This window comes from Aequorivita soesokkakensis, assembly GCF_001641085.1.
In the GTDB taxonomy this organism is placed as follows: Bacteria; Bacteroidota; Bacteroidia; order Flavobacteriales; family Flavobacteriaceae; genus Aequorivita; species Aequorivita soesokkakensis.
In genome coordinates this window covers 42,128-57,766 of sequence record NZ_LXIE01000008.1, presented here as the reverse complement: position 1 = coordinate 57,766, position 15,639 = coordinate 42,128, and the positions used below count along the sequence as shown (strand labels likewise).

General features: G+C 37.6%; 12 protein-coding genes. 5 read left to right on the top strand and 7 right to left on the bottom strand.

The window, feature by feature from the left end:
- Positions 1-8: 8 nt before the first annotated feature.
- Positions 9-626, bottom strand: a complete 618-nt coding sequence (locus A7A78_RS04850; protein WP_068761329.1) for an L-threonylcarbamoyladenylate synthase — start codon at positions 624-626, stop codon at positions 9-11.
- A gap of 112 nt (positions 627-738) precedes the next feature.
- On the opposite strand from A7A78_RS04850, the gene A7A78_RS04845 reads away from it, so the two are divergent.
- The gene (locus A7A78_RS04845) at positions 739-1,611 is read left to right on the top strand and encodes an alpha/beta hydrolase (protein ID WP_068761328.1); all 873 of its coding nucleotides are present in this window, start codon (positions 739-741) and stop codon (positions 1,609-1,611) included.
- A gap of 67 nt (positions 1,612-1,678) precedes the next feature.
- Here A7A78_RS04845 and A7A78_RS04840 read toward each other — a convergent pair whose 3' ends face one another.
- A complete protein-coding gene (locus A7A78_RS04840) occupies positions 1,679-3,997 on the bottom strand; it encodes an ATP-dependent helicase (RefSeq protein ID WP_068761327.1) in 2,319 nt (772 codons plus the stop codon).
- Positions 3,998-4,231: 234 nt separating this feature from the next.
- Here A7A78_RS04840 and A7A78_RS04835 point away from each other — a divergent pair, with 234 nt between their 5' ends.
- From A7A78_RS04835 to A7A78_RS04825, 3 genes are all read left to right on the top strand, one after another.
- On the top strand, positions 4,232-4,696 hold the full coding sequence (locus A7A78_RS04835) for a hypothetical protein (protein WP_068761326.1): 465 nt from the start codon (positions 4,232-4,234) through the stop codon (positions 4,694-4,696).
- Between the two features lie 141 nt (positions 4,697-4,837).
- A complete protein-coding gene (locus A7A78_RS04830; RefSeq protein ID WP_068761325.1) occupies positions 4,838-6,454 on the top strand; it encodes an FMN-binding glutamate synthase family protein in 1,617 nt (538 codons plus the stop codon).
- A 128-nt stretch (positions 6,455-6,582) separates the two neighbouring features.
- Entirely contained in the window at positions 6,583-7,107 is a 525-nt protein-coding gene (locus tag A7A78_RS04825; RefSeq protein WP_068761324.1) for a DUF7935 family protein, read from the top strand.
- Between the two features lie 3 nt (positions 7,108-7,110).
- On the opposite strand, the gene A7A78_RS04820 is transcribed toward A7A78_RS04825, so the two are convergent.
- The 5 genes from A7A78_RS04820 to A7A78_RS04795 all read right to left on the bottom strand — a co-directional run bounded on the left by A7A78_RS04820 (position 7,111) and on the right by A7A78_RS04795 (position 13,007).
- Complete coding sequence (locus A7A78_RS04820) at positions 7,111-7,743, bottom strand: response regulator transcription factor (protein ID WP_068761323.1); 633 nt, start codon at positions 7,741-7,743, stop codon at positions 7,111-7,113.
- A gap of 43 nt (positions 7,744-7,786) precedes the next feature.
- A complete protein-coding gene (locus A7A78_RS04815) occupies positions 7,787-8,608 on the bottom strand; it encodes a sensor histidine kinase (RefSeq protein WP_341271716.1) in 822 nt (273 codons plus the stop codon).
- A gap of 572 nt (positions 8,609-9,180) precedes the next feature.
- Entirely contained in the window at positions 9,181-9,861 is a 681-nt protein-coding gene (locus A7A78_RS04805) for a hypothetical protein (RefSeq protein ID WP_068761320.1), read from the bottom strand.
- Between the two features lie 186 nt (positions 9,862-10,047).
- The gene (locus tag A7A78_RS04800) at positions 10,048-10,962 is read right to left on the bottom strand and encodes a patatin-like phospholipase family protein (RefSeq protein ID WP_068761319.1); all 915 of its coding nucleotides are present in this window, start codon (positions 10,960-10,962) and stop codon (positions 10,048-10,050) included.
- On the bottom strand, positions 10,959-13,007 hold the full coding sequence (locus A7A78_RS04795; protein ID WP_068761359.1) for a M1 family metallopeptidase: 2,049 nt from the start codon (positions 13,005-13,007) through the stop codon (positions 10,959-10,961). The genes A7A78_RS04800 and A7A78_RS04795 overlap by 4 nt, the downstream gene beginning before the upstream one ends.
- Before the next feature lie 89 nt (positions 13,008-13,096).
- Here A7A78_RS04795 and A7A78_RS04790 point away from each other — a divergent pair, with 89 nt between their 5' ends.
- Positions 13,097-15,634 carry a DUF559 domain-containing protein gene (locus tag A7A78_RS04790; protein ID WP_068761318.1) on the top strand — a complete coding sequence of 846 codons (2,538 nt, stop codon included), beginning with the start codon at positions 13,097-13,099 and terminating at the stop codon, positions 15,632-15,634.
- Positions 15,635-15,639 lie beyond the last annotated feature (5 nt).

Below are 15,639 nucleotides of genomic sequence, written 5' to 3'. Positions count from 1 at the left end.
AATAAACCCTAAAGCTCTAAGCTACCCTTACCTTCACGAATCACTACTGGCTCCGCTCCCGTCAAATCAATTACCGTGGAAGGAATGTTTCCGCCATAACCGCCATCAATAACAAGATCTACCAAACTGTCCCATTTCTCCAAAATAAGCTCCGGATCTGTGGTATATTCTATCACCTCATCTTCATCTTTTATGGAAGTTGAAATAATTGGATTTCCCAATTCCTGAACAATAGCACGTGTTATCGAATTGTCTGGGACACGAATTCCCACTTCCTTTTTCTTTTTGAAAACAGTGGGCAGGTTGTTATTCCCGGGAAGAATAAATGTATAAGGGCCAGGCAGGTTTCTTTTCAATAATTTAAAAGTTGGTGTGTCAATTTGCTTCACATAATCGCTGAGATTGCTTAAATCCTCACAGACAAAAGAAAAATTGGCCTTTTCAAGTTTCACGCCACGTAGCTGCGCTACACGTTCCATTGCGCGATTGTTTTTTATATCGCAACCTAAAGCGTAAACCGTATCGCTTGGATAAATAATGACGCCACCGTCGCGAAGAATCTTCACAACCCTTTTAATTTCCTTTGGGTTTGGGTTTTCTTCGTAAATCTTTATGAATTCAGCCATAGCGGTATTTTAATTTTAAATATATGTCATTTTAAGAGAATTAACAACTTCGTTGGCACTACATAACATAAACAGCGTTTTTTACCGTTATTAGTTTTAACAAACAATTTCTATGAAAAAACTCCTCGTTATAATTCTATTCCTCGGAATTCAATTTGGTTACGTTTCCTGTTCAAAAGATAATGACAGCAGCCCAGAACAACCATTAACTGCCGAAACTTTTTTAAACGTTTCCTACGGAAATAACGCCCAAGAAAAATATGATCTTTATTTACCCGAAAACCGCTCTACAGAAAAAACGAAAGTAATCGTGCTGGTTCACGGCGGAGGTTGGACCGGTGGCGATAAAGCAGATATGGATTTTCTGATTCCATACATCAAACTTAGGCATCCGGACCACGCGATAGTGAATATAAACTACGTGCTCGCAGATATAAATACGCCTGCATTTCCAAACCAGTTTTTAGATTTGGACGCTGTAATCAACAAGCTGACTTCAGAAAAAGACGAATTGCACATTTTACCAGAGTTTGCTCTAATTGGTGCTAGTGCGGGAGCACATATTTCTTTGATGTATGATTATGCTTATGACACAGACGATCAAGTAAAATTGGTTGGTGACATTGTGGGACCGTCAGATTTTACGGACCCCTTTTACAGTGAAAACCCTGATTTTCCATTTTTAATAGCTGCATTGGTCGATGAAAATGCCTATCCTCCCGGAACAAATTATGCAGCAGTATTGAGCCCAGCACTTCGTGTTTCCAACAATAGTAGCCCTACCCTACTTTTCTACGGAAATGCTGATCCATTGGTGCCGCTTTCTAATGCAACAACATTAAATTCTGCTCTTGACAATTCACAAATAGACCATACTTTGAATATTTATGAAGGCGGTCACGGCGATTGGGCAAATGTAGATATTGAAGATATGAAAGCACAGATAAGTGCTTATGTAGATACTTATTTGGAAGTTGACAATTAGCGGATTGGCGAATTAGTTAATTTGTCAATTTGCAACTGATCAGCTAATCCGCTAATTGAAAAATTCGCTAATTGACAACTTTCAGTTTTGCAAAACGGAGCAGTAGTTTTTTCAAACCTCCATTTTCAAAATCTATTTCCGCTTTGGTGTCTGCGCCCACACCTTCAATTTTAAGAATTTTTCCCTTTCCAAATCGAACGTGCTCTACCATTGTTCCCACATTTAAGTTGGCATCTTTGGCATTGAAGTTTTTATCAGAATCACTGGTTACGGGTTTCAATCTCCGCAATTTTCTCAGTTGTTCTTCTGTTGGGCCCATTGGTGCTTTGCCCGCAACAGGTTTTTTAAGACGGAGTTTGCTATGGTCTACATCGTCAAAAATATCTGCATCCAGCAAAGGTTTATACCGATTTTCAGTAATCGGCGTTAAATACTCCAAAAAGCTTTCGTCAATTTCCCCAATAAAACGGCTTGGTTCGGCATCAATCAATTTTCCCCAACGGTATCGCGATTGTGTGTAAGTTAAATAAGCCTGCTTTTCGGCACGCGTCAAAGCAACGTAAAAAAGCCTTCTTTCTTCTTCCAATTCGCTGCGGGTATTCATACTCATTCCACTGGGAAAAAGGTCTTCTTCCATCCCAACAATATACACGTACGGAAATTCCAATCCTTTTGCCAAATGAACGGTCATTAGCGCAACACGGTCATCATCGCCTTTGTCGTTGTCCAAATCGGTTGCGAGCGCCACATCTTCCATAAATTCAGCAAGCGAGCCGGTTGCATCCGCAATTTCCTTTTGCTCTTCCACAAAATCGCGCATCCCATTCAGTAATTCCTCAATATTTTCGATTCGGGCAATTCCTTCCGGAGTACCGTCTTTTTTTAATTCCTGAAGCAATCCCGTTTTCTTTGAAACGTGTTCTGTTATAGTGAAAGCATCGTAATTGTTATTCAAAACCTGAAAACTTTCTATCATCGTCACAAAATCCTGCAGCTTATTTTTGGTTCCCGAATTTATTTTCAAATCAATTTTTTCGATGTTTTTCATCACTTCGAAAATTGAACGATTGTAATGATTTGCCGCAACAATCAAGCGTTCAATTGTAGTTTCGCCAATTCCCCGTGCTGGGTAATTAATGACGCGTTTCAGCGCTTCTTCGTCTTTTGGGTTCAACACCAAACGTAAATACGCCAACACATCTTTTATTTCCTTTCGCTGATAAAAGCTGAGACCGCCGTAAATTCTATACGGAATATCTTTCTTCCGAAGCGCATCTTCCATGGCGCGACTTTGCGCATTGGTTCGGTATAAAATTGCGAAATCGCCATCTTTAAGTTGATGGTTCATTTTGTTCTCAAAAATGGAACTCGCTACAAAACGCCCTTCGTCACCATCGGTCATTGTTCGGTTTACGAGGATTTTATCGCCTTCATCATTGGCTGTCCAAACTACTTTTTCAAGTCGGGTTTTGTTCTTTTCAATGATATTATTTGCGGCATTCACGATGTTTTTGGTGGAACGGTAATTTTGTTCCAAACGGAACACTTTTACTTCTTCGTAATCCTTTTGAAAATTCAAAATATTGTTGATGTTCGCTCCGCGGAAAGCGTAAATACTTTGCGCATCATCGCCCACAACGCATATATTCTGAAATTTATCTGAAAGCGCACGCACAATCAAATATTGGCTGTGGTTTGTATCTTGGTACTCGTCCACCAAAATGTAGCGAAAACGGTTTTGGTATTTCGCCAAAACCTCTGGAAAACGGGTTAACAATTCGTTTGTTTTCAGCAAAAGATCATCAAAATCCATTGCACCGGCTTTGAAACACTTATCAACATACGATTTATAAATGTCGCCCAAACGCGGCATTTTCGCCATTGAATCTGCCTCAATTAATTCTGGATTATTGAAATACGCCTTTACGGTAATCAAGCTGTTTTTATAGGAAGAAATGCGCGAATAAACCTGCTTGTATTTATAAATATCTTTATCGAGATTCATTTCCTTAATCACGGCGCGAATCACACTTTGCGAATCCTGTGTATCATAAATTGTGAAGTTGGAAGGATAGCCAAGTTTGTCAGCTTCGAAGCGAAGTATTTTCGCAAAAATACTGTGGAAAGTTCCCATCCAAAGATTTTTGGCTTCGCTGGCGCCAACGATTTTTGAGATACGGTTTTTCATTTCGCGCGCCGCTTTATTTGTAAACGTGAGCGCCAAAATATTAAATGGGTCAACTCCCTGCGACATCAAATACGCAATACGAAAAGTAAGCACACGCGTCTTGCCCGAACCCGCGCCGGCAATAACGATCATCGCACCGTCTTTTTGCAGCACTGGCGCACGCTGGGCATCGTTAAGTTGTTCTAAATATTTTTCCAAAACTTCATTTTCTTCAAGCTGTGAAAATAACTATTATCAAACTTTTATGGGAAAGGTTTTATGGGAAATTATAAACAATGCATTTCTTCCGTAATATATCAATTTTCAGAATAATCCTTAATTTTAACCATACATCTTCAACCATGAAAAATTTAAATATCTTTATAAAACCATTAAAAAGAAATAACAAAGGATAACTATGATTATCTAAATATTTTATCAATTCATAACAAAATGAAGTATAAAATAATCTTAATTGTATATTCTCTTTCTTTGATACTACTTTCCTGTAATTTTTTTGAAGATGACGGACAAAATGTTGTTGATGTTAATGATTTTCAGGGAATTGAAAACCTTTATCTTGTTGGAACAGTTATTTCAATTCAACAGGTTATGAATAAAATGGAAGGATACCACGCCAGAGGTATTATTCGGGTAAACATTATCAAATCTAATATGGATGATTATGATCCTCGAAATAAGCAAGCAAACTATTATTGTCTAATAAAAAATAGAAAAGCTGAGATTTATGAACATCCCGGTGGCTTGAAAAAAGGAGATACCATAATTTTAGATATTAAAGATAGAAATATAACCTACTATTACTCAAATGGAGAATTAGGGGGTCTTCGTAACATTTGGATAAGTCCCAAAAGGTTTTTTAATTTTATTAAGAGAAAGGGATATCAAAAATTATAGAACTGTCAATAAGCTTCAGCCTGTTTGCTTTTAAAAAGTATGGCTTTTTCTTTATGTATTTAAAAACCAAAGTTCTCCAAAGGTTCTTTAAACAATTTTCGAAAACCATATAATTTTAAATACCTTTATAAAAAAAATTCTATGGATTCAATTCTTGATTTTCTATCAGAAGTTCCTTGGTGGGCTTGGGTTCTTTTTTTCCTTTTAATTGTTGCCATTCGCGACATATTTTTTAACAAACGCCATGCGGTTAGCCACAACTTTCCCATTATCGGGCACATTCGGTATATGCTGGAAAGTATTGGGCCGGAGCTTCGGCAGTATATTGTGGCGAACAACCGCGAAGAACTTCCTTTCAATAGAATTGAGCGCGGCTGGATTTACGCTTCCGCGAAAAACGAAAACAACTATGAAGGTTTTGGAACCGACAGAGACATTTATGAACCAAACTATATTTTCATAAACAATTCACTTCTTCCATATAAAGTTGAAAAAGACAATCCAAACTATAAAAACCCATATTTCGTTCCTTGTGCCAAATTGATGGGCGGATATCACAAAAGAAGAAGACCGTACAGGCCAACTTCAGTAATTAACGTTTCTGCAATGAGTTTTGGATCATTATCTGCCCGTGCGGTGGAATCTTTAAACAAAGGTTGCGGCCTTGCGTATTGTTACCACAATACCGGTGAAGGCGGACTTTCGCCTTATCACAAGACAGGTGCTGATGTAGTTTTTCATTTCGGGACTGGTTATTTTGGCGTGCGTGATGAAAACGGTGAATTTTCGATGGAAAAAATTGTAAAGCTTGTGAATGACAATCCGCAAGTGCGTGCCATTGAAGTAAAACTTTCCCAAGGTGCAAAACCTGGAAAAGGCGGTGTTTTGCCGGGAGCAAAAATAACCGAAGAAATTGCTGAAATACGGCACGTGCCTTTAGGGAAAGATGTGCTTTCCCCACCAAACCATTCGGCTTTTGAAGGCGTTAAAGGCTTGGTTGAATTTGTGGAAAGTATTGCTGAAGCTACAGGTTTGCCCGTGGGAATAAAATCTGCAGTGGGCCGTTTGGGCGAATGGGAGCAGCTTGCAAAAATTATGAAAGAAACTGGTAAGGGACCCGATTTCATAACGATTGACGGAGGTGAAGGCGGAACTGGGGCCTCGCCACCAAGTTTTGCCGATCACGTTTCATTGCCGTGGCTTTTTGGTTTTGCGGAAGTGTATAAAATCTTTAAAAAACACGATATCTGCGATAGAATAGTTTTTATTGGCAGTGGAAAATTAGGCTTTCCCGCAAGAGCGGCCATGGCTTTTTCCATGGGTGCCGATTTGGTTAACGTGGCTCGTGAAGCAATGATGAGCATCGGTTGTATTCAAGCACAACAATGCCATACAAACAAATGCCCGAGCGGGGTTGCAACGCAGAATAAATGGTTGCAACGGGGAATAAATATTGAGGATAAATCCGTGCGGGCCCATTTCTACTTTAAAAATTTCAGAAAAGAACTTTTGGAAATGACCCACGCCTGCGGTTATGAACATCCCTGCCAATTTACGATGGACGATGTAGATTTAACCGTTGGTGATAAAAACCTCATTAAAACATTAGCAGAATCGTTTATGTACCACAAATGTGCTGTTCCTTTTAAAAGTGTGAAAGCACTTTCCAATTGCCCACATCTTGGAGGAAATTATCACGAAAAAGAAGCCAAAAAGGAAGTAAAGGCAATGAAAAAAGAAAACAAGGTTCGATATTGATTTTGAAGGCTGGAAGACAGTTGCTGAGTGCGGGATGCATTACAGCAAATTGAATACTGATTAATGACAATGATTACTGATTACTTTTTATTTATTACTCAACACTGAACACTGAACACTTAAAAAAAATGGAAGAAGCAACCCAAGTTATTAGTTATTTAGCCTACCTTTTGCCCGCTATTGTTGTGGGCGTAATTGCCTATTTTTTCTTTAAGGGGCACACCGCAAATGAAGAAGGCCGCCGCAGATATTTGATTCAAAAAGAAGCGCAAAAGCAGGTATTACCGCTTCGTTTGCAGGCTTATGAACGCATAACATTGTTTTTGGAACGGATTGATCCAAACAAATTATTAATTCGAGTAAAACCGTTTTCAGATTCAAAAGACGATTATGAAAATTTACTGATAAAAAATATTGAGCAGGAATACGAACACAACCTTACGCAACAGATCTATGTTACCCCAGAATGCTGGAATTTGGTAAACGCTGCGAAAAATGCTACTATACACGTTATACGGCAAGGGGCGATGCACGAAAAAGATGGAAATGTTGACAAGATGAGGGAATGGCTTTTGCAGAATTTTATGGAAGAAGTTTCTCCTTCACAAAAGGCTTTGGCATACGTTAAAAAAGAAGTGGGCGAGCTTTTTTAATTTTTATGGCGTAAACATATTATGGTGAATGGCAAAGAGAACAAGCCCTATTCTGTTTTTTATTCCCAGTTTTTTATACAGTGCATCCCGATAGCCCTCAACTGTTTTGTAACTGCAGAACATAGCTTCAGAAATTTGCTTGTAATTCATATCTGTACAGGCAAGTTTTATAAATTCAATCTCTTTTTCCTTTAGCTCTGTATCAATCTCCTTTTCCAGAGATTCCATCAATATTTGTGAAACTGTATTTGTATAATAATGACCAGTTTCCATAACCTGCAAAAGTGCTTCTTCAAGAATGTCTTTTTTGGTATCTTTCATTAAATAACCTTTGGCACCGGCGCGAAGCATTTTTAAAATAGTGTACTCATCCTCTTCTATGGAAAGGGCCAGTACTTTTACTTTTGGATAATTAATTCTAAGAAGTTCCGTTGTTTCTATTCCATTTAAAATAGGCATTTTTATGTCCATCAAAACCAAATCGGGAACGTTTTTAGGGGTTTCAAATTTATCCAAAAGTTCCTGCCCATTTTTACATAAATATAAAACTTCAAAATCTTTAAATTCCTGAACCAATCCACCGATTGCTTGGGATAATAAAAAATGGTCATCAACAACAACTACGGAATGGTTCATCTTGGAATTTATTTTTAAAATTTTAAATTATTTGGATTTGATTTTACACAAATTTGTATTTTAAAGTCAATGCAGTGCCTTTACCTTCTTCAGAATCTATTCTCAATGTTGAATTGATTAGCTGGGCACGGGTTTTCATATTTTTCAATCCAATACCCAAAAAATCATCACTTTTATCAAAACCCACTCCATTGTCTTCCGCAGTAATGCTTAACTCCTCCTCGGAATAATTGAGTACTACTTTTAAGGTGGATGCCTTGGAATGTTTTATGGTATTTGAAAAAAATTCCTGTAAAATCCTAAAAAGAATAATTTGGGTATTTGCTTCAATAGGCATCACCGATCCATTAATGGTCAATTTGGCCTCAATAAATTTCAACCTATTGAACCGTTCAATTTCCAGGCTTACAGCTTCTTTCAAACTAAGGCTTTTCAAGGCCTCGGGATTTATCAATTTTGAAAGCGCCCGCAATTCGTCAATGCCTGTGCCAATGGTTTCGGAAACCTCTGTCATCATTTCGGGTTTTTCCTGCGCCATTTGGGCCTGTATCTTAGCCAGTGTCATCAATTGGCCAATATTGTCGTGCAGTTCCCAACTTATATTGCGCAATGTTTCTTCCCGAATTTCTATCTGCGATTCTGCCAATTCTCGGTCAAACACTTTTTTGGCCTCTTCCTGTTCCTGCAACATGCGGTTCTTTCTTCGGGCAAATACGCTAAACAACACAATAACTATAATTACAAGTGATATTGGAATAGCAATTGCCGCTATTATTATGATTTCTTTTTCATCCATAAAAATCCTGTCAAAAAGCACAAATACATAACGATAACCAGCGAAAACTGGATTATCAACAAAATCCAAAAAAAACTATTTTCTTTATAGAACCAGCTGCGTATTATTTTTATTGGAAGATACCCAATATAAAACAAAAATAGGCCAACGCTAATCCAGAACAACAAATCGTTTTTTATAACAAGAACCTTAGAAGATTGTAAAATACTTATATAATAAAGTATGATACAATAAATCAACAAACCGGCTCCAACAATATAGGATTCTATGAAAGATTCATTAAAAATATCAGTAAAAAACAGATCTCTTAAATAAAACAGCCAAAAAATTACAATACCAATTTTAATATAATTTTTATATTTCTTTACATTGATGACCTTCATAAAAAGATAAAAGAAAAACGTAAAATAAAAAAAATAATATATATTGTAAATAACACTATTCGGAGATTCATAAACTTTGTTAATGAACATTCCCATAGATTCCGCTACCAATGTTAATAAGAAAATTAGTGGCAAAAATTTTAAAGACGTATTTTTATAGACTGGATATTTTATAAGAGATAAAATAAATACGATGGCATACAATGCCATATGTACATTTTGGAATATCTCTAAAACTGCTTTCAATAATTATATTCTCTAATTATTGTTTCCAAAATCATTAGAACTAGGTGGAGGTGATAAACTGCTATCGTTCAAAATCAAACTAGAACTTCCACCGCCTTGGGCAGCTGTATTGTTAGGTATAAAAAATCCTGCTTCATTCATTTGTCCTGTAGAATCAGCTTGACGTTTTTCCTGTTTTATATCCTGCATTGGGTTATTTCTATTGATTGGCACTGCAGTATATTTTCCACCTGTTTCTTCAACTGAAAAACCTACATTTTTTCCTTCATATTCCATTGTTGGCAATACAAAAATTGTATTTCTCCGCGGATATTTCACCACATCTCCATTCTGAAATTTATCGCTCTTTGGATAGCCGGAAAGATAAAAGCGTAATGTTTTAATATCAACATTTGCTTTTTTTGATTCTTGTTCAATGTATGCTATATAGTTTTTTATTGTTTCCAAATCATACTCGGCATAACGTGTGGGTGTATAAACTGAACCATCAGCAGATATGCTATCTTCATATTTGCTAATAATTGAAACTCTTCGGTCTGTATAAGTATCATACATTTCTTTAGCCCGTTCGGTCGAAATTATTTGTTTTGGAGGATCCACAAGTGGAGGAGTGTGTGTTGTGTTTTCACAACTAAAGAGCAGCAAACTAATAAAACTTAAAAATGCTAAACGAATGGTGATTTTTGCAGTCATAATGAATTGGTTTTTATGGTTGTGGTATAAATGTAGTTACAAAAGCAGGAATTTAAAAACATGCTTTTTAAAGTAAAATATGAAGATACTTTTAAAATGCTGATATTAATATAATTATAAATATATTTTGTGTAAAAAAAGGGGAAAACACTTAAAAAAAGGGGGAAATCCCCCTAAAAGGTGAATTTAAACATCATTCGTTTTTATTTCGTTCAGCTCACTGTTTTTTTGATTGGCATATTCATAACCCCGTCCCCACCATTTGCCCATCATTTCTTTATCAAAAATCAACGAATTGGTAGTTAAAACCGTTGGCGTATAATACAGGTTTATTATAACATCTTTATTGGCAGCCACAAATTTCCCAATGCGAATGTTTTGTTTTTCAATCCGGTCTGCCATATAACTATGCATATTTGTTAGCAATGAGAACACATTTTTTGAAGGCAGCCGGTTGTAGTAGGTAACCTCAGTTTCCAAAACAATTACATCAATGTGGGTTGCGCCACGGTTTATAGCCTCTTCAATGGGAACCATACTTCCAAATCCACCATCAGCATATTCGCAGCCATCTTTTTTAACCAAGCTCATAAAGGGGGTGAAATTTGAAGAAATCCAGATCCAATCACAAAAATCCTTGTACTCAAAATCATTTACTGATTTGTACTCCACTTGGTTAAGCGAAAGGTTTGAAACCGTTACCACCACTTCCTTCTCGGAAGCTTTCAAATTATTAAACTCCGTCTCGGTCAAGGTTTTTTCAATCAATTTCCGAAGGTTCAAACTTTCCCCAAACGTTTTTTTCCCTTTCAGAAAATTCAGAAGTACGGTATAATGGTCAATGCCAATCTGTTTTCCGCCGAATTTATCTTCCTTTATCACAAACGGGCAACTGTTAAAAATACTTTTTTGGTTAACCGAAGTATAAACCTCCTTAATTTTCTCAACCTTATCCAAAGCCAAATGCGAAATAAGCAAACTACCCGTTGAAGTTCCCACAAAAAGGTCATATTTATGATGCAACTCTTCCATTAAATACTGCGCCACGCCGCCCGCAAACGCGCCCTTACTTCCTCCGCCCGAAATTACCAACGCTCTCATTCCTTTATAATTGAGTTTAAATAATTAGCCGCTTTTTCTGAAACTTGTCTGCCCAAAACCTTTATTTGCTCGTAATATTTTTCATTTTGAAGCAGTTCATTCAACATTTCTTTGGAAGGTTTTGAGAAGCGCCACGTGGGATGCACGCAGGCTTCCGCTAAATTTTTAAGCGTTTCCAAATCCCAGAGTTGAAGCTCGTTTACGTATTCAAAAGACTTTTCACGGATCTCAAAACTATAATCTGTGGAAGTATAATTTTTCAATTCCTTTAAATAATTTTCCTTTTCAGAGTTTTCATAATCTTCTGTAATCAAAGCCAACGTCAACCAGAGTTGTCGAATGTTTTTATTCTGAAAACCCTCAATTCCTTTTGTTTTGTTGAGATATTGGGTTCTTTTCTCTGGAAATTGCATCCATAATTGATACAGCGCGGATTCCAACGTTACATAGGAATCGTCATTTAGCAGACTTTCATATTCTTTTTGAAGTTCTTTCGGAATGGTTTGAAGCGAAAGTGCTACAGCTTGTCGAACATACAGATTATTACTCTCAAAAGCGCTTTTATAAAGCGGAAGTATTTCAGAGAGCGGCTCGCCCGCCAATTGATAAACCGCTTCCTGCCCAATAAAATCATTTGGAAAGGTCAGCACGGTTTTTAGCTGGATTTTTTTATCTGCCAAAGGCGTTGCCCGAAGCGCAGAGATTTCAAAATATTTTTTTATAAACTCAGATTTCAATAAAGATTGATATGCTTCTTCCCCTTTAAAAGCGCTTTGTTGCAACCATTCCCTCTCAAAATCTGAAATATCAATTGCAGAAACGACTTTCACTTCATTTAAAAAATCATCGGTAGAAACATTTTTGAATTTATATTTTTCCAAATAGTTTTTGATTGCCGTTTTAAAAGCCTCATCCCCTATCCTTTCCCGCAAAATATGAAGCGCCCAAGCTCCTTTTTGGTAAAATGTAAGCGAACTTGCCTTTGGGTTTAATAATGATTCGCCTTTTCCTTCATCGCTCATTGCCTTTAATTGCTCTGCGGTTTGGTAGAATTGCCAGTAATAATAATCTTCACCAAAAATATCTTTTTCAGCCAGTAAAGCATAATAGGTTGCAAAGCCTTCCTGCAACCAATGATCCTCACTTGCTTTTTCGGTAACCATATCGCCAAACCATTGATGGGCGAGCTCGTGGGCGTTTACGTTTACGTAGTTTCTGTCGTTAAAACCTATGGAATCAACCACAAACGCCTCTGAGAAAAAAGTGGCGGTTGTATTTTCCATGCCGGCGTACAGAAAATCCCGTACGGGAACTTGCTTGTAGTTTTGCCACGGATACGGCACTCCGATTTCACTTTCCAAAAAGTCAAAAATTTGTTTACTGTAGCGATACGTGGGTTCTACTTTTAGAGAATCTGAAGGTTTGTAATACAATTCAATTGGAATTCCAGAATTTGAAACGAGGTCTTTTTTGTTGAAATCACCTATGGCAAATGCTACCAAATAGCTAGACATGGGTTCTTTCATATCGAAATGCCGTACTTCTGGAATCTCGCCCACATTCATTAATTTTCCATTTGCTATCGCAGCTTTATCAGTTGGAGCAAATAGAAGTAAATCAAACTCAATTTTATCGTTAATGTCATCAATACTGGGCAACCAATGTGAAGTGTATTTGCCTTGGCCCTGCGTCCAAATTTGATCTTCAAAAAAATAAAGGGTTTGCTTTGGTTTCATCTCATAATAAAAATCTGCTACGTAAGTATTACCTTTTTCAAATTTGCCAACAAACCAAACCTTCTTTTCATCAGCTGATATTTTGAATTCTTTACTCTTAATTTCGTCGATAATAATATTTACCGCATCCAAAAAAATTGAATCGGTTTCTTTCAAAACTTCGAATGTGGCTAAATATCGCCCTGCTATTTTTTTTTCTAAAACATCGGGCCTAATTAAAGCTTCAATCTTCAAAAAATCCACAACATCAGTCTGCTGTGCAAATACCGTAAAACCTGAAAAAAGAAACGCAATAAGAAACTTGTTCATTTTAGTGAAGGGCAATTTAATTAGCGAAAGCAAATTACAAATTTTCAACCAATGCTTTCCGCTCGCAACCAAATTTGTATTTTCGTTTTATGAATGCCAATTTCCTGCAAACTCCAATAGATTACTTAAAAGGCGTCGGCCCAAACCGGGCGGATTTGCTGAAAAAGGAGCTTGGCATCCATACTTTTCAGGATTTGCTGAATCTTTTTCCGAATCGTTATCTCGATAGAACACAATACTATAAAATCGCGCAATTGCAGCAAACCAATGCCGAAGTTCAGATTATTGGGAAAATAACACATATAAAAACGGTTGAACAAAAACGTGGAAAACGATTGGTCGCCACTTTTATTGACGAAACAGGGTCGATGGAACTCGTTTGGTTTCGAGGCCAAAAATGGATTCGGGAAAATTTAAAGTTGAATGTTCCCTATGTAATATTCGGAAAAACGAATTATTTCAACAACAGCTTCTCAATGCCGCACCCCGAAATGGAATTGCTGGATGCACACGAAAAAAGCATCCGTTCTGCCATGCAACCCGTGTATCCTTCCACCGAAAAATTGGGGAACAGCGGTATCACAAATAGGGTAATAAATGGTCTGATGCAACAGCTGTTTTTGGAGAGCAAAAATGCCTTCGCCGAAACACTCTCAAAACCACTTTTGGAACAGCTAAAATTGGTCTCAAAAAAGGAGGCACTTTTCAACATACATTTTCCAAAAAGTCAGGCCCATTTAGCACGTGCACAATACCGATTAAAATTTGAGGAATTGTTCTATATCCAACTGCAATTAATTCGGAAAAACCTCATCCATAAATCCAAAATTAAAGGCTATCCTTTTGATAAAATTGGGCACAATTTCAACACCTTTTTTTCGGAACATTTACCCTTTGAATTGACCGAAGCACAGAAGCGGGTCATCAAGGAAATCCGCAACGATTTGGGCAGCAACGCACAGATGAACCGACTTTTGCAGGGCGATGTAGGTTCCGGCAAGACCATCGTAGCGCTAATGTCAATGTTAATAGCCATTGACAACGGTTTTCAAGCCTGTTTAATGGCGCCGACTGAAATTTTGTCAGTACAGCATTATAATGGATTGGTTGAATTATGTAATAAACTGAACACCAGTATTGAATTGCTAACTGGATCAACTAAAACTTCAAAGAGACGAGAAATTCACGAAAAACTGGAAAATGGCGAATTAGACATCCTAATTGGCACCCATGCCCTACTCGAAGATAAGGTAAAATTCAAAAATTTAGGGCTTGCAATTGTGGATGAACAACATCGTTTTGGAGTGGAGCAAAGGAGCAAATTATGGCACAAAGGAAGCCCTCCTCAATCCTCCCAAAGGGAGGAAGCTGAAGTGCGTAAAAAATACATGACGGCCAGACCCTCTGCCTACAAATTATTGAAGGAGCTTCAACAAAAAAACAAGAAAAAACCCACCCAAGCCGAAGCTATTTTATGGGAGTGTTTACGAACCAAAAAACTTAATTATAAATTTAGAAGACAGCATGTTATTGATGATTTTATTGTTGATTTTGTGTGTCTTGAAAAAAAACTGGTTATTGAAGTAGATGGAGGATATCACAACCACCCGCAACAAAAAGAGGCTGATGAACTAAGAACCCAGATTTTAAAAGAACTAAAGTATAAAGTCCTACGGTTTACAAACGAAGAAATAATAGGCAACCTCGATGCTTCCTTAAAAACAATTGAAACTATTTTAAAAAGCCTCCCCTCCGGGGAGGTTGGAGGGGCCATTCCGCCACACATCCTCGTTATGACCGCCACCCCCATCCCCCGCACCCTTGCTATGAGCGTTTATGGCGACCTCGATATTAGCGTAATTGACGAACTTCCACCGGGCAGAAAAGACATCAAAACCGTGCATCGTTTTGACGCAAATAGACTGAAGGTTTTTCGCTTTATAAAAGACGAAATTAGCAAGGGCAGACAGGTGTATATTGTGTACCCATTAATACAGGAAAGTGAAACCATGGATTACAAAGATTTGATGGACGGATACGAAAGTATTGTGCGCGAATTTCCTTTGCCGAAGTATCAAGTTTCAATCGTTCATGGGCAAATGAAATCTGCCGATAAGGATTATGAAATGAACCGTTTTATTAAAGGCGAAACACAAATTATGGTTGCCACAACCGTAATTGAAGTTGGCGTAAACGTGCCAAATGCCAGCGTGATGATTATTGAGAGTGCAGAACGTTTCGGCTTATCACAATTGCACCAGCTGCGTGGAAGGGTTGGCCGTGGCGCGGAACAGAGTTATTGTATTTTAATGACCAGCCACAAACTTTCGGCAGATGCCAAAACCCGATTGGAAACCATGGTACGAACCAGCGACGGTTTTGAAATAGCCGAAGTAGATTTAAAACTCCGCGGTCCCGGCGATATGATGGGCACCCAACAAAGCGGAGTGCTAAACCTTCGCATCGCTGATATAATAAAAGATTCCGAAATCTTGAAGATTGCCCGAAGTTATGCAATGCAAACCCTAAAGGCAGATCCCAATCTAACTTCCGAAGAGAATATTCCTATAAAAAATACCTATGCACAACTTGTAAAGTATCGGAATATTTGGAATTATATTTCATAATCAGA

Coding starts and splice junctions, on each gene's coding strand:
- A7A78_RS04850 (WP_068761329.1), bottom strand. CDS start 626: ATGGCTGAATTCATAAAGATTTACGAAGAAAACCCAAACCCAAAGGAA.
- A7A78_RS04845 (WP_068761328.1), top strand. CDS start 739: ATGAAAAAACTCCTCGTTATAATTCTATTCCTCGGAATTCAATTTGGT.
- A7A78_RS04835 (WP_068761326.1), top strand. CDS start 4,232: ATGAAGTATAAAATAATCTTAATTGTATATTCTCTTTCTTTGATACTA.
- A7A78_RS04830 (WP_068761325.1), top strand. CDS start 4,838: ATGGATTCAATTCTTGATTTTCTATCAGAAGTTCCTTGGTGGGCTTGG.
- A7A78_RS04825 (WP_068761324.1), top strand. CDS start 6,583: ATGGAAGAAGCAACCCAAGTTATTAGTTATTTAGCCTACCTTTTGCCC.
- A7A78_RS04820 (WP_068761323.1), bottom strand. CDS start 7,743: ATGAACCATTCCGTAGTTGTTGTTGATGACCATTTTTTATTATCCCAA.
- A7A78_RS04805 (WP_068761320.1), bottom strand. CDS start 9,861: ATGACTGCAAAAATCACCATTCGTTTAGCATTTTTAAGTTTTATTAGT.
- A7A78_RS04800 (WP_068761319.1), bottom strand. CDS start 10,962: ATGAGAGCGTTGGTAATTTCGGGCGGAGGAAGTAAGGGCGCGTTTGCG.
- A7A78_RS04795 (WP_068761359.1), bottom strand. CDS start 13,007: ATGAACAAGTTTCTTATTGCGTTTCTTTTTTCAGGTTTTACGGTATTT.
- A7A78_RS04790 (WP_068761318.1), top strand. CDS start 13,097: ATGAATGCCAATTTCCTGCAAACTCCAATAGATTACTTAAAAGGCGTC.